This window comes from Gordonia sp. 'Campus', from assembly GCF_022206305.1.
Classification (GTDB): domain Bacteria; phylum Actinomycetota; class Actinomycetes; order Mycobacteriales; family Mycobacteriaceae; genus Gordonia.
On the sequence record NZ_JAKOIW010000010.1, the window covers coordinates 120884 to 134463 of the forward strand.

The following is a 13580-nucleotide window of genomic DNA, read 5'->3' on the forward strand; positions in this document are numbered from 1 at the left end:
CTCACAGTCGATCGGGCCGACGACAACATGGGCCGAGATCGACCCGAAGGCGAAGGCGAAGTCAGCGAACGGGTTTCGGGCACGACGGGTGGGTGCCGGCGGTGACGAGTTCACGCACGGCGGCGCGGGGGTCACCGCTGGTGACCAAACCCTCGCCCACGAGGACCGCGTCGGCACCGGCGCCGGCGTAGGCCAGCAGATCGGCGGTGCCGCGGACGCCCGATTCGGCGATCCGGATGGTCTCGGTGGGCAGCCCGGGGGCGATGCGCGAGAAGGTGTCTCGCTCGACCTGAAGGGTCTTGAGGTTGCGGGCGTTGACACCCACGACCGAGGCCCCGGCCTCCAGGGCCCGGTCTGCCTCTTCCTCGGTGTGCACCTCGACGAGGGCGGTCATGCCCAGGCTCTCGGTGCGATCGAGAAGCGAGGCGAGGACGTTCTGTTCGAGCGCGGCGACGATCAGCAGGATGACGTCGGCACCGTGCGCCCGCGCCTCGTGGATCTGGTACGTGCCGACGATGAAGTCCTTGCGCAGCACCGGGATGTCCACGGCGGCCCGGACGGCGTCGAGATCGGCGAGCGAACCGTGGAACCGGCGCTCCTCGGTGAGCACGCTGATGATGCGGGCGCCGCCGTCCTCATAGGCGCGGGCCAGCTCGGCGGGGTCGCCGATGCTCGCCAGTTCGCCCTTCGACGGACTCGCGCGTTTGACCTCCGCGATGACGCCGATGCCGGGCAGCCGCAGCGCGGCGAGCGCATCCTTGGGGTCAGGAGCCTTGGCGGAGGCCGCCTTGACGGCCGCGAAATCGACCACTGCCTCGCGGGCCGCGACGTCGGCCTTCACTCCCTCGATGATCGACTCGAGAACGTTGGGCATGCTCACAGCGACTGGCTCCCTTCCGCTCGTCGTGTGTTCTCAGGGTAGACCGGCCGTCCCGGCGACATACGGCCGGGTTGGCCGTTGACGTGTCCCACGACACGCTTCCCGGGGACCGCCATCACGTCGTCTCGCCGCCACTGACCGCCCGCACGAGGCGCCCGCCCGTGGCGTCGTCACTTGTCGCCGGGGTCCGAGGGCTCGGTCGGGTCGATGCCCGTGTCGAGGGCGTCCCACATCATGCGTTCGTTGGCGTCCGGCGAGGGTTTCCCACCGGTCGACGCGTCACCGGTCGACGCGTCCGCGGAGTCGGTCCCGGTTGCCGACGTCGGCGACGTCGTCCCGGCGGATCTGCGCTTCTCGTAGTCGGCGAAGATCTCGGTCTCGATCTCCTCGCGCCGCGCGGCGGGAGTCCGGTACTTCGACGACAGGGTCGCCCCCTTGGCGACGCGCAGCAGCGCCACCGCGGCACCCACCGCGCACACCGTGCCGACGAGGACGACCAGCGCGGCGATCGTGTTGGTGTCGATGTAGAGCACGATGTAGCGATCCGGGATGCTGCCGGCGTCTGCGGCGTAGTCCGAGTCGGCACCGCCGGTGATCAGAGAGATCGCCGGGAACGCCGCCAGGACGCCGCCGGCCGCGACCAGCAGGGCGACCGCCCGCAGTGCCCAGCCGCGGACCGACAGGGCCGCCGCGATGCCGGCGAGGTAGACCAGGGCAAGGGGCGTGAGCCACGGGCTCCAGTCCCCGCCGTTGACCTCGAACGCGCGTTGCGGTGACAGCCCGTCCTCGGCCGAGATGGTGGCCCAGGTCATGCGGCTCGACCCCCAGAACGCGGCGGCTGTCGCAGCCATGAGCAGCGCAGCGATCACCTGCAACCGTCGAACGCCCTTGCGGCGCATGGTCTCGGCATCGGGCGGTGACGTGGTCACGAGCTCTCCCCCACTCGGCGCATCGTGGCGGCGGCCGCGACGGCGTTGAGCACCGCCGTGGCCTTGTTGCGCGCCTCGTTGTATTCGTACTCGGGTTCGCTGTCGGCGACCACGCCGCCACCGGCCTGCACGTAGGCGGTGCCGCGCGCGAGCAGCGCGGTGCGGATGGCGATCGCGGTGTCGGCATTGCCCGCGAAGTCGATGTAACCGACGATGCCCCCGTACAGACCGCGGCGCGTCCTCTCGTGCTCGTCGATCAGTTCCATCGCACGCACCTTCGGCGCTCCGGTCAGCGTCCCGGCCGGGAAGCAGGCGGTCACCGCGTCGAGCGCGTGCTTGTCGTCGCGCAGGGTCCCCGAGACCGTCGACACCAGATGCATGACGTGGCTGTACCGCTCGATGTGGCGGTAGTCGCTGACCTTCACGGTGCCGGGCACACAGACCCGGCCGAGGTCGTTGCGTCCGAGGTCCACCAGCATCAGGTGCTCGGCGTTCTCCTTCTCGTCCTCCAGGAGGCCCTTGCCGAGGAGCTGATCCTCCTCCTCGGTGGCACCCCGCCAGCGCGTACCGGCGATGGGATGGGTGGTGGCGATCCGGTCGGCCACGGTCACCAGTGCCTCGGGACTGCTGCCGACGATGGTGAACGGCTTGCGGGCGATGGCGTCGGGCGAACCGGTCTCGCTGTTCTCCTCGGTGCCCGGCATGCGCAGCAGATACATGTAGGGGCTGGGGTTCGACGCACGCAACACCCGGTAGACGTCGAGCGGATCGGCGTCGGAGTCCATCTCGAAGCGCATCGACGGAACGACCTGGAACGCCTCGCCCGCCTCGATCTCCCCCACGAGCGCGGTGACGATCTCGCTGTACTCCTCGAGGGATCGCTGCGCGCGGTAGTCGGGCCGGGGTCGGTCGAAGGTGGACACCGTCGACGGTGCGGGCGCCGCGAGGGCTTCGGTCATCCGGTCGAGGCGGGCGACGGCGTCGGCGTAGGCGTCCTCGGCCCGCTCGTCGGAACCGTCCCAGTTGACCGCGTTGGCGATGAGCGTGATCGTGCCCTCGTGGTGATCGACCGCGGCGAGGTCGGTGGCCAGCACCATCATCATGTCCGGCAGGCCGAGGTCGTCGACCGTCGTCTCGGGAAGACGTTCGAGGCGGCGGACCATGTCGTAGGCCATGAACCCGACGAAACCGCCGGTGAGCGGCGGCATGTCCGGAAGCGGATCGGTCTGCAGGAGGCGCAGCGACTCGGCGAGGACCTCGAGGGCGTCGCCACCCTCGGGGGCGCCGACGGGCACCGAGCCCCACCAGTGCGCCTGACCGTCGACGACGGTGAGCGCCGACGGCGCACCGGCACCGATGAACGACCAGCGCGACCACGACCGACCGTTCTCGGCCGATTCGAGCAGGAAGGTACCGGACCGATCGCCGGCGAGTTTGCGATACGCCGACAGTGGCGTCTCCGAATCCGCCAGCACCTTGCGGGTGACGGGGACGACCCGGTGGTCACGGGCGAGGTCGAGGAACTCCGGCAGCGACGTGGTGGACGAGCCCGCTGTTCCGGCCCGGCCGCCCGCGGTGGTGGCGGTCATCCGAGCGGCTCGCCGCCGACGCCCCACTGATTACGCGGCACCTCGGTGATCGTGACCCAGACCGAATCGGGGTTCTTGCCGGTGGCCTTGGCGTACGCCTCGGTCACCGCCGCGATGGTCTCGCGTTTGACACGATCGGACAGTCCCGGTGTCTGCGAGATCTGGATGAGGGGCATGGACGCACCGCCTTTCGAAGGTCTCGAGCTCTGGCGGGGTCCCGGGGTTCGCGTCCCGGGACCCGTCTCACCGTTCTATTGTGCTGGGTCGACCGGTTCGCGTGCGGCGTCGACCCCGGCAGGACCGTCCTGGTCGCCGAATTGCTGTGCGCCTGAGTCGAATTCGAGCGGCTCGGTATCGAATTCGAGGGACTCGGTGTCGAATTCGAGGGACTCGGTGTCGAAGCAGCTGTGGTTCCCGGTGTGGCAGGCGGCGCCGATCTGGTCGACGACGAGCAGGACCGTGTCGCCGTCGCAGTCGAGTCGCGCGTCGTGCACGTACTGGGTGTGACCGCTGGTCTCGCCCTTCACCCAGTACTCCTGGCGCGACCGGGAGTAGTACGTACCCTTACGGGTCGCCAGGGTGCGCTCGAGCGCCACGTCGTCCATCCACGCCACCATCAGCACCGTTCCGGTGCTGCGTTCCTGCGCGACTGCCGTGAACAAACCGTCGGCATTGCGCTTGAGACGGGCGGCGAGATCGGGATCGAGGGCCATCAGCGGACTCCCACGGTGCGTCGGTCGCGGCGTGCGGCGCTCATCGGACGGTGATCCCGGCGTCGTGCATCGCGGACTTCACCTGAGCGACCGTCAGCTCGCCGAAGTGGAACACCGACGCGGCGAGGACGGCATCGGCGCCCGCCTGCACCGCGGGGGCGAAATCTTCGACGCGTCCCGCACCTCCGCTGGCGATCACCGGTACCGAGACCGCTGCACGCACGGCGCGCAGCATGCGGAGATCGAAGCCCTGCTTGGTGCCGTCGGCGTCCATCGAGTTCAGCAGGATCTCCCCGACGCCGAGATCCTGGCCGCGGCGTGCCCATTCGACGGCGTCGATCCCGGTGCCCTTGCGGCCGCCGTGTGTCGTGACCTCCCAGCCCGACGGCGTCGGCTCGGAACCGTCGGGAACGGTGCGGGCGTCGACCGACAACACGATGCACTGGGAGCCGAAGCGTCGGCTCATCTCGGCGAGGACCTCGGGACGGGCGATGGCCGCGGTGTTGACGCTCACCTTGTCGGCACCGGCCCGCAGCATGGTGTCGACATCGTCGACGGTGCGGATGCCGCCGCCGACCGTGAGCGGAATGAAGACCTGATCGGCGGTCCGCTTGACGACGTCGATCATCGTCGAGCGTCCTGAGCTCGAGGCGGTGACGTCGAGGAAGGTGAGTTCGTCGGCGCCCTCACGGTCATACCGCTCCGCGAGTTCGACGGGGTCGCCGGCATCGCGGAGGTTCGCGAAGTTGACGCCCTTGACGACGCGGCCGTCGTCGACGTCGAGACACGGGATCACCCGCGTGGCCAAGGTCATCGGGACTCCATCGCCGGATGGTTGTACATCGGAAGCGGGCGCTGCTGCAGGTGCCGTGGTGTCGGGAGTGCCGGCGTTCATTCCGACCACTCCTCGATCGTCTCGCGGATGACACGCATAAGTCCGGCATGGACGGTCGGGGTGCCCGCGACGAGCGACGGTGACGACACGGTCCACGGCCGGCCCGCGATGTCGGTGGCCACTCCCCCGGCGGCGCGAACGAGCGCGGCGCCCGCGGCGTTGTCCCACGGGTGTCTGCCGAATGCGATCGCACCGCCGAACACACCGGCCGCGGTGAAAGCCATGTCCACTCCGGTGGAACCGGTCATCCGGATCCGGGCGGCGCGGGTGCTGAGTTCGCGCAGGAGATCCGCGCGGCGGGTCCCGGGGTACCGGCCGCCGCCGCGGGCGTCGAAGGGACCGAACGCGACGGCCGCCTCAGACAGTTCCATGTCGGGAGCGGGGGCGACGGGTGCGCCGTCGAGCAGGAGGGGCCCGCCGACGTGTGCGGCGTAGCGGCGGCCCACCAGCGGCAGCCAGGTCAGACCGAGGGTCGCCTGGCCGTCGACGACGAGGCCGAGCAGGATGCCGGTCAGCGGCATCCCGGCCGAGTAGTTGAAGGTGCCGTCGATCGGGTCGAGCACCCAGACCGGGCCGTCAACGACGTCGGCGCCGCCGAATTCCTCACCGTGGACCGGTATCTGGGTGCGTTCGGCGAGTGCCGCGCCGATGTGGCGTTCGAGATCCAGGTCGATCTGAGTGGCGAAGTCCGTCCCGCCCTTGTCCACGGCACTGGGCGCGCCCTGGCCGTCGACGAACCGCTCGACGGCGTCGTCGAGGATCGACCCGGCGGTGTCGAGGAGCCGTGGGAGATCGAGGGTGGTGTGCGATGCGGTCATCAGGCCTCGGCGACCGCCGTCAGGGCCTCGGGCAGCGTGAACCGGCCCGCGTACAGTGCCTTGCCGACGATCGCGCCCTCGACGCCCTGGTCGGTGAGACCGGCGATGGCGACGAGGTCGTCGAGGGCGGAGACACCCCCGGAGGCGACGATCGGCGCGTCGGTGGCGGCGGCGACCTCCGCGAGCAGTTCGAGATTGGGACCGGCCAACGTGCCGTCCTTGGACACGTCGGTCACCACGTATCGCGCGCAGCCGTCACGGTTGAGCCGCTCGAGAACCTCCCAGAGGTCGCCGCCGTCGGTCACCCACCCGCGACCACGCAGCCGGTACGACGCACCGTCGCGGATCACGTCGAGTCCGACCGCGATCCGGTCACCGTGCTCGGCGATCGCACGAGCACACCATTCCGGGTTCTCGAGGGCTGCGGTGCCGAGATTCACCCGGGTGCATCCGGTGGCGAGTGCCGCGGCGAGCGAGTCGTCGTCGCGGATGCCGCCGGACAACTCGACCTTGACGTCCAGTTCCCCGACGACGCCGGCCAGCAGATCGCGGTTGTCGCCCCGTCCGAATGCGGCGTCGAGGTCGACCAGATGAATCCACTCCGCGCCGTCGCGCTGCCACGCCATCGCGGCATCGCGCGGGGAGCCGTAGGAGGTCTCGGTGCCGGCCGCGCCCTGGACCAGGCGGACTGCCTGCCCGTCGGCGACGTCGACGGCGGGAAGGAGTTCGAGGGTGCTACCCATGGGTGAGTCTTTTCCTAATCTGTATGCGTGTCGCGGTCTGTATGCGTGTCGAGCGGTCGTTCGGTGTCACTCCGGGCCGTTCAGCGGCGGGCGTGGGCCTCGCACCTGCCCGGCCCGCTCGGCGAGCAGACCGGCCCGGGCCCGGTCCACCATGCGGTTGGCAACGGTACCGATGGCGGCGATCATCGCGGCCACCGCCACCAGGGCCGCGACCAGGCCGGCGATCGGGGACCAGTGTGCGCAGAGCACGATGATCGGCACCGACACGACCAGCACCAGCACGCCTGCACCGAGAGCGTAGAAGGCGAGTTTGGCGATCGAGAAATCGCTCGCCCCGGACCGCTGGGGGTCGGCCGGGAACTCGCCGTCGTCGCGACCCGGCGCGGCCCCGGTCATGAGAGTCCCCGCACCCAGTTCTCCAGCAGGTGGGCTCCGGCGTCGCCGGACTTCTCGGGGTGGAACTGGGTGGCCGACAGCGGGCCGTTCTCGACTGCGGCCAGGAAGCGGCCTCCGTGATCGGACCAGGTCAGCTTGGGTGCGCGCAACGGCGACCCGACGTTGTCCATGTCCCACGTCTGCGCGGCATAGGAGTGGACGAAGTAGAAGCGGGTGCCGGCATCGAGCCCGTCGAACAACACCGAGCCCTCCGGGGCGTCGACGGTGTTCCACCCCATGTGCGGGAGCACCGGTGCGGGCAACTGGGTCACGCTGCCCGGCCACTCGCCGCAGCCCTCGGCTTCGACGCCGAACTCGACGCCGTGCTCGAACATGATCTGCATTCCCACGCAGATGCCGAGCACCGGGCGGCCGCCGGCCAGGCGGCGGCCCACGATCCGGTCGCCCTTGACCGCGCGTAGCCCTTCCATGCAGGCCGCGAACGCGCCCACTCCGGGCACGACCAATCCGGTGGCCTCGAGCGCGGTGGTGAAGTCCGAGGTCACCGTGACCTGCGCCCCGGTCCGTTCCAGCGCGCGCTGCGCCGACCGCAGGTTGCCCGACCCGTAATCGAGGATGGCGACGTCGGTGGCGCTCACAACGCCCCCTTCGTCGACGGCACACCCGTGACGCGCGCGTCGTATTCGGTGGCGGCGCGCAGTGCACGGGCCACGGCCTTGAACTCGGCTTCGGTGATGTGGTGCTGGTCGCGGCCGTAGAGCACGCGGACGTGCAGGGCGATCCGAGCGTTGAGAGCGATCGACTCGAAGACGTGCCGGTTGATGACCGTCGAATACGGCACCCCGGGGTGGCCCCCGATCACGGCGGTCAGCATGTGCTCGGGCTCCCCGGTGTGCACGCAGTACGGACGACCCGAGACGTCGACGACCGCCTGGGCGAGGGTCTCGTCCATCGGGATCCAGGAGTCGCCGAAGCGGCGGATGCCCTTCTTGTCCCCGAGTGCCTGGCCCAGGGCCTGGCCCAGGACGATCGCGGTGTCCTCGATGGTGTGGTGGCCCTCGACCTCGATGTCGCCGTCGGCCTTGACCGTGAGGTCGAAGCTGCCGTGCTGTCCGAACGCGGTCAGCATGTGGTCGAAGAACGCGATGCCCGTCGAGATGTTCGTCACGCCGGTGCCGTCGAGGTTCAGTTCGACGGCGATCGACGACTCCCGGGTGGTCCGTTCGACCTTCGCGATGCGTGGTGCCCGGCTCTCGGATGCGGGGTTGGTCACTGGGTGTTCTCCAGATCTGTGGTGGCGAGCGTGCGGCTGACGTCGAGGAAGGCGTCGTTCTCGTGCGCGAGTCCGACGGTCACCCGCAGGTGGCCGGCGATCCCGACGTCGCGGATGAGGACGCCCTGGTCGAGGTAACGCTGCCACGACGCCGCTGCATCCCGGAAACCGCCGAACAACACGAAGTTCGAATCGGACTCGACGACGCGGTACCCCGCCTCGGTGAGGGCCGCGGCCACCCGGTCGCGTTCGGCGATGATCGCCGCGACACCTGCGAGGGTGTCGTCGCTGTGCCGGAGGGCCGCGCGCGCCGCAGCCTGGGTCAGCACGGACAGGTGGTACGGCAGCCGGACGAGCTGGATCGCGTCGACGACGGCCGGCGCCGCGGCGAGATAACCGAGGCGTCCGCCGGCGAAGGCGAACGCCTTGCTCATGGTGCGACTGACGACGACCTTCGACGGAAATTCGTCGATGAGCTCGACAGCGCTCGGCGCCGCGGAGAACTCGGCGTACGCCTCGTCGACGATCACGATGCCCGGTGCGGCCTCGACGATCCGGCGGAGGTCGGCAAGCGGGATCGAGCCGCCGGTCGGGTTGTTCGGCGAGGTCACGAAGACGACGTCGGGCCGTCGGTTGGCGACTTCGGCGACCGCGTACTCGGTGTCGAGGGAGAAGTCGCCCGCCCGCGCGGCGACCAGCCAGGTGGTGTCCGTGCCGTCGGAGATGATCGGGTGCATCGAGTACGACGGGACGAACCCGAGCGCGCTGCGTCCGGGGCCGCCGAATGCCTGGAGCAGCTGCTGCAGGACTTCGTTGGAACCGTTTGCCGCCCACAGGTTTTCGACGCCGAGGCGGACTCCGGTCGCCCGGGTCAGATAGGCGGCCAGGTCGGCGCGCAGGGCCACGGCGTCCCGGTCGGGATAGCGGTGCAGTTCGGCCGCCGCGTCGCGTACGGACGCGGTGAGGTCGTCGACCAGTGCCTCCGACGGTGCGTGCGGGTTCTCGTTGGTGTTCAGGATCACCGGCACCTTGAGCTGGGGTGCCCCGTAGGCGGTCTTGCCGCGCAGGTTCTCCCGCAGCGGCAGCTCGTCGACGGTGATCGCGCTGCCGGGCGCACCCGTCATCGGATCGGCCGCCGTCACCGGCCCGCGCTCCCCACGAAACGCTGCTTGACCGCGTCGCCGTGACCGGGCAGGTCCTCGGCGTCGGCCAGGGTCACCACCTTGTCGGCGACCTCGCGCAGCGCGGCTTCGTCGTAGTCGATGACGTGGACGCCCTTGAGGAACGTCTGCACCGAGAGACCCGAGGCGAAGCGCGCCGAACCCGACGTCGGCAGAACGTGATTGGAGCCGGCGCAGTAGTCACCGAGACTCACCGGGGCGTACGGGCCGACGAAGATCGCGCCCGCGTTGTGCACGCGGTCGGCGACCGCGGCGGCGTCGCGCGTCTGGATCTCGAGGTGTTCGGCCGCGTAGGCGTCCACGACCGCGAGTCCGGCGTCGAGATCGTCGACGAGAACGACGCCCGACTGCTCCCCCGACAGCGCGGTGAGCACACGCTCCCGGTGTTTGGTGGCCGCGACCTGGGTGTCGAGCGCGGCGTCGACGGCGTCGGCGAGTTCGGCGCTGTCGGTGACGAGCACCGAGGCCGCCAGCACGTCGTGTTCGGCCTGGCTGATGAGGTCCGAGGCGAGGATGCCGGGATCGGCCGAATCGTCGGCGAGGATCGCGATCTCGGTCGGTCCGGCTTCGGAGTCGATGCCCACCACGCTGCGGCAGAGCCGCTTGGCGGCGGTGACATAGATGTTGCCCGGCCCGGTGATGAGGTCGACCGGGTCGAGGACGGAGTTCGGCGCGTCGGCGGCCTCGGTGTCGTGACCTCCGTAGGCGAGCAGGGCCACCCCCTGGGCGCCGCCGACGGCCCACACCTCGTCGACGTCGAGGAGCGCGCAGGCGGCGAGAATCGTCGGGTGCGGCCAGCCGCCGAAGTCCTTCTGCGGCGGCGACGCGACGACCAGCGAGCCGACCCCGGCCTCCTGGGCGGGCACGACGTTCATGATGACCGACGACGGGTACACCGCGTTGCCGCCGGGAACGTACAGACCGACGCGGCGGACCGGAATCCACTTCTCGCTCACGACGCCGCCGTCGACGACCTGCGTGCGCGTGGTCTCGCGACGCTGGTCGGCGTGGACCGTGCGCGCGCGCCGGATGGATTCGCGCAGGGCGTCGGCGACCTGCGGGTCGAGCTCGGCGAGCGCGTCGGCGATGACCTGGGCGGGCACCCGGACGGATGCGGGGCGGACGCCGTCGAACTTCTCGCCGAAGTCGAGTGCGGCCTCGGTGCCGTTCTCGGCCACCGCATGCACCACCGGCGTCACCGTGTCGAGGACGGCATTGACGTCGGTACCCCCGCGGGGCAGCGCACGACGCAACTCGGCGAGCGTCGGCGTGCTACCGCGCAGGTCAATTCGGGCGAGCATGATCTCTCCTGGTGGCTGCGGATTTACCCGACAAGGATACGTGTCGGATGCCAGTGGGTTTCTGGTGCGGGTGGTGCGACGGTTCTTCTACGCTGGACAACGGAATCGCCCACGACCGTGAGGACGCGACAGTGTGCCAATACTGCGGGTGCCGGGACATGCCGTTGCTCCGCGACTACACCGCCGAACACGAACGGGCCGTGAACCTCGGCGGCGACGCCGTGCGGGCGCTCGATGCCGACGACCGTGACACCGCCCGCCGGCTCGCGGACCGGCTCGTCGTCGAACTGCGGTCACACTGGCGGGGCGAGGAAGACGGGTTGTTCGTCCAGTTGCTCGACACCGACCGGGACCTCTTCGCCGGGTACATCGACCCGCTCATCGCCGAGCACCGGGAGCTCGACGCGTTCCTGACGTCGATGGACCTGTCCGATCCTGCCGACCGCGACCGGTTCCGACGCGAGGTCGACGGGCTCCACCAGCACATCGCGAAAGAGGAGGACGCGCTGTTCCCTGCGTCGGTGACGACCCTCGACGGCGATCAGTGGGATGCCGCGATCGTCGCCTGGCAGCAGGCGCATCCCGGGGAGAAACTGCTCGACCACGGCGTGTAGGCGTCGGGAGGGTACCCACACGCCGGCCTGAAGTTGGTCGCCGGGCTGACCAGATGGCGCCTACCACACGACACCGACAGCTCCCACCGCCCCAGATTGAGTGAAAGCTCTGCGCGACAACATATTTCGAATTCTCCGTTACCCGATTCTCGGGTACACTCGAACGTACATTCGCAGCAACGGTTCTCAGGGGAGGTAACCGTCATGGCCGACATCACATCTGTCGTCGATGATTCGGCTGCGCCCCAACCGCGTGCCGTCGAGCTGGTGGCCGAGCTGCATGCGATCCTCGACGAACTGCAGACCGTCAATCTGTCTCCGTGCACCGACGAAGAATTGATCGAGGTCGCCGCCGCGACCGAACGCGCCATCGCCCGAACCACCTACGCCGGTGACCGGCAAGTCGCCGAAGTCGAGGGTCGTGACCTGCCACGCAAGACCGGGTACCGCACCCTCATCCAGTTCATGAACCACCGACTCCGCGTCACCAACCCGGTTCGGCGGCGCAAGCACCTCAACGCCACCGCCACGCTCACGTGCCTCAGCGGCGACCGCCTCGAACCCGAACACCCCACCCTGGCCGCAGCATTCGCCGCAGGAACGGTCGGGACCGCCCACGTCCAGGCCGCCCTCGACGTCCTCGACCGCATCCCACTGGCCGTCGCCCACGACGTGAAAGTCGCCGCCGAACGACAGATGGCCGAGATCGCCGCCGATCACACCCCTGCCGACATCACCCAACTCGGTGCGCGGTTGCTCGCCCACCTCGACCCCGACGGCACCCTGGCCGACGACTCCGACCGTAAACGGCGCCGCAACCTATGGGTCAACCGCCAACGAGCCGACGGCACCGCGAAGATGACAGCCACCCTCACCCCCGAGTTGGCTGCCCGGGTGACCATGTTGCTTGCCGTCTGGGCCAAGCCCGGAATGAACAACCCCAACGATCCGTATTCGCCCACCGGGTCAGTCGAGGACGCCGACCCCGACGCCCTGGCTGCAGCAGCCGACCGCGACGACCGCACGCCCGCCCAGATCAACCACGACGCACTCAATGCCCTGCTGAAAGCGGTGCTCGAAGACGGACTGCTCGGCAAGTCTCACCGCGGGCTGCCCGTGCAGCTGATCATCAAAGCCGACCTGAACGACCTGATCCGCGAAGCCGGGCTGGCCACGACCGCCACCGGAACCCTGCTGCCCATCCCCGACTTGATCGCGATGGCCGCCGACGTTCAGCCGTGGCTGGCGATCTTCAAAGACGCCACCGCGGTGCCGCTGCACTTCGGACGCGGCAGACGTCTGGCCACCCGTGCACAACGCCTCGCTTCCTTCGCCCGCCCCGACGGTGAGGTGTGCTCGGCGCCCGGTTGTGATCAGCCCGCCACCCACGTCGAACTCCACCACGCCCAGAAAGACTGGGCCAAGGGTGGTCTCACCGACATCGACGACCTCGCCCCGGCCTGTCCGCGGCACAATCGGATGGTCGGTGATCAGCCCGGGCAGTACACCACCCGGATCGAACGGTCCGGACCCGACGAAGGCCGCTGCGTCTGGAGGTTGAATGCCGAACCCGGCGCGCCACCCAACCCCGAACACATCAACCGCCGACCCGACATACCCCGGTGGTTCGCCCACCACCTCAACACCGTGCGCGACGAGATCCACGGACCACCAACGCCGTCCGGCCATGACGCACGCCCAGATGACCTGCGCCTGAACATCAGCCACGTCATCGACGTCCGACCACCCCGACCCGGACCACCGACGCCTCGCCCGTCCCTCGTGGAGGCGCATCTCACGACGCTCCTCGCCACCCTCTGACCTGTGCCCGGAGCGACACCCACCACCAACGAACCTCAACGACCCGACCGCGGCGCGACAATTCCGTCGCCACCTGCGGCTCACTTCGATAGCCTCCGGTCCGTGCCCGAACCTCACAAGCCGCTACACGTCTGCTGCCTGCTCTGGGCGCACGACGACGCGGCCGGTGCCCTGACCCGCTACGAGGACACCGTTCTCGATCTGCTTCCCGAGCACGACGGTGTCGTGCTCAGCCGGGTGATCGGCGACGGACAGGGCGGTACGCCGCACGAGGTGCAGATCTTGCGTCTCGCCGACCGCGGTGCACTCGACGCCTATCTCGCCGATCCGCGTCGCACGGCGCTCGCCGACGAACGGGACCGGGTCATCGCCCGTACCGAGGTGTTCGAGGTCGATGTCCGGACCGGCGATCCGGGCAGCTGATCTC

Annotated in this window: 16 protein-coding genes; 3 read left to right on the forward strand and 13 right to left on the reverse strand. The window is 69.6% G+C overall.

Translation table 11 applies throughout. The features are described from left to right. Positions 1-61 precede the first annotated feature (61 nt). The 13 genes from trpC to hisD form a co-directional block, all read right to left on the reverse strand. Positions 62-880 carry an indole-3-glycerol phosphate synthase TrpC gene (trpC, locus tag MAY35_RS12650; RefSeq protein WP_238421641.1) on the reverse strand — a complete coding sequence of 273 codons (819 nt, stop codon included), beginning with the start codon at positions 878-880 and terminating at the stop codon, positions 62-64. A 170-nt stretch (positions 881-1050) separates the two neighbouring features. Continuing rightward, positions 1051-1779, reverse strand: coding sequence for a TIGR02234 family membrane protein (locus tag MAY35_RS12655; protein ID WP_238421689.1), 729 nt, complete (start codon positions 1777-1779; stop codon positions 1051-1053). A 26-nt stretch (positions 1780-1805) separates the two neighbouring features. After that, a complete protein-coding gene (locus MAY35_RS12660; protein WP_238421642.1) occupies positions 1806-3398 on the reverse strand; it encodes an anthranilate synthase component I in 1593 nt (530 codons plus the stop codon). Then, a complete protein-coding gene (locus MAY35_RS12665; RefSeq protein ID WP_004021167.1) occupies positions 3395-3574 on the reverse strand; it encodes a tautomerase family protein in 180 nt (59 codons plus the stop codon). The genes MAY35_RS12660 and MAY35_RS12665 overlap by 4 nt, the downstream gene beginning before the upstream one ends. A gap of 75 nt (positions 3575-3649) precedes the next feature. Then, positions 3650-4111 (reverse strand): phosphoribosyl-AMP cyclohydrolase, encoded by a 462-nt coding sequence (gene hisI / locus MAY35_RS12670; protein ID WP_238421643.1) that lies wholly within the window; start codon positions 4109-4111, stop codon positions 3650-3652. A 40-nt stretch (positions 4112-4151) separates the two neighbouring features. Continuing rightward, positions 4152-4925 (reverse strand): imidazole glycerol phosphate synthase subunit HisF, encoded by a 774-nt coding sequence (gene hisF, locus MAY35_RS12675; RefSeq protein ID WP_238421644.1) that lies wholly within the window; start codon positions 4923-4925, stop codon positions 4152-4154. A 77-nt stretch (positions 4926-5002) separates the two neighbouring features. Continuing rightward, positions 5003-5824: an inositol monophosphatase family protein gene (locus tag MAY35_RS12680; protein WP_238421645.1), complete on the reverse strand. Its 822-nt coding sequence runs from the start codon at positions 5822-5824 to the stop codon at positions 5003-5005. Next, positions 5824-6567: a bifunctional 1-(5-phosphoribosyl)-5-((5-phosphoribosylamino)methylideneamino)imidazole-4-carboxamide isomerase/phosphoribosylanthranilate isomerase PriA gene (gene priA, locus MAY35_RS12685; protein ID WP_238421646.1), complete on the reverse strand. Its 744-nt coding sequence runs from the start codon at positions 6565-6567 to the stop codon at positions 5824-5826. The genes MAY35_RS12680 and priA overlap by 1 nt, the downstream gene beginning before the upstream one ends. A 66-nt stretch (positions 6568-6633) precedes the next feature. Then, positions 6634-6963 (reverse strand): hypothetical protein, encoded by a 330-nt coding sequence (locus MAY35_RS12690; RefSeq protein WP_238421647.1) that lies wholly within the window; start codon positions 6961-6963, stop codon positions 6634-6636. After that, on the reverse strand, positions 6960-7601 hold the full coding sequence (hisH, locus tag MAY35_RS12695) for an imidazole glycerol phosphate synthase subunit HisH (RefSeq protein ID WP_238421648.1): 642 nt from the start codon (positions 7599-7601) through the stop codon (positions 6960-6962). Before hisH ends, MAY35_RS12690 begins: the two co-directional genes overlap by 4 nt. Continuing rightward, positions 7598-8236 (reverse strand): imidazoleglycerol-phosphate dehydratase HisB, encoded by a 639-nt coding sequence (gene hisB / locus MAY35_RS12700; RefSeq protein WP_238421649.1) that lies wholly within the window; start codon positions 8234-8236, stop codon positions 7598-7600. Before hisB ends, hisH begins: the two co-directional genes overlap by 4 nt. Then, positions 8233-9360, reverse strand: coding sequence for a histidinol-phosphate transaminase (locus MAY35_RS12705; RefSeq protein WP_245404012.1), 1128 nt, complete (start codon positions 9358-9360; stop codon positions 8233-8235). Before MAY35_RS12705 ends, hisB begins: the two co-directional genes overlap by 4 nt. A 14-nt stretch (positions 9361-9374) precedes the next feature. Next, a complete protein-coding gene (gene hisD / locus MAY35_RS12710; protein WP_238421651.1) occupies positions 9375-10718 on the reverse strand; it encodes a histidinol dehydrogenase in 1344 nt (447 codons plus the stop codon). A 158-nt stretch (positions 10719-10876) separates the two neighbouring features. On the opposite strand from hisD, the gene MAY35_RS12715 reads away from it, so the two are divergent. From MAY35_RS12715 to MAY35_RS12725, 3 genes are all read left to right on the forward strand, one after another. Then, positions 10877-11332: a hemerythrin domain-containing protein gene (locus tag MAY35_RS12715; protein ID WP_238421652.1), complete on the forward strand. Its 456-nt coding sequence runs from the start codon at positions 10877-10879 to the stop codon at positions 11330-11332. Positions 11333-11536: 204 nt separating this feature from the next. Continuing rightward, positions 11537-13153 carry an HNH endonuclease signature motif containing protein gene (locus MAY35_RS12720; protein ID WP_238421653.1) on the forward strand — a complete coding sequence of 539 codons (1617 nt, stop codon included), beginning with the start codon at positions 11537-11539 and terminating at the stop codon, positions 13151-13153. A gap of 102 nt (positions 13154-13255) precedes the next feature. Beyond that, positions 13256-13576, forward strand: a complete 321-nt coding sequence (locus MAY35_RS12725; protein WP_238421654.1) for a hypothetical protein — start codon at positions 13256-13258, stop codon at positions 13574-13576. Positions 13577-13580 lie beyond the last annotated feature (4 nt).